The organism is Halorubrum sp. Atlit-28R, from assembly GCF_003665955.1.
Lineage (GTDB): Archaea > Halobacteriota > Halobacteria > Halobacteriales > Haloferacaceae > Halorubrum > Halorubrum tropicale.
The window spans coordinates 1-517 of record NZ_QPLS01000138.1 but is presented as its reverse complement, the minus strand read 5'-3'; the positions used below and the strand labels follow the sequence as shown (position 1 = coordinate 517).

General features: G+C 67.7%; 1 protein-coding gene. It reads right to left on the bottom strand.

The window, feature by feature from the left end:
* The coding region (locus DVK06_RS17195) for a PstC family ABC transporter permease (protein ID WP_121601140.1) at positions 1 to 517 on the bottom strand (517 nt) is incomplete at both ends.

The following is a 517-nucleotide window of genomic DNA, read 5'->3' as shown; positions in this document are numbered from 1 at the left end:
AGAAGACGTTGTACAGCGGCTTCGTGAGGCCCGGACTGCCGCGGAGCATCACGGTGGCCGCCATCGTCTCGCCGATGGCGCGGCCCACGCCGAGGAGGACCGCGGCCGAGACGCCCGAGAACGCCGCCGGCAACGTGATGGAGGTCATCGTCTGCCAGTCGGTCGTGCCGAGAGTGAGCGACCCGCTTTTCATCGACTCGGGGACGCTGTTGAGCGCGTCTTCGGCGACCGAGACGACCGTCGGGAGCGCCATCAGGCCGACGACGATGCCGACGAACAGGTACGTGCCCTGCCCGACGATGTCGAACTGGTCGGCCGCCCACGGGCTGAGGATGGTAAAGCCGATGAAACCGTAGACGATGGATGGGATGCCCGCCAGAATCTCGACACCCGGTTTGACGAGTTCGCGGACGGTCCGCGGGGCGATTTCGCTGAGGAAGAGCGCCGCGGCCACGCCCAGCGGGGCGGCGACCGCCGTCGCGATGATGGTGACGAGCACCGTCCCGTGAATCATCGG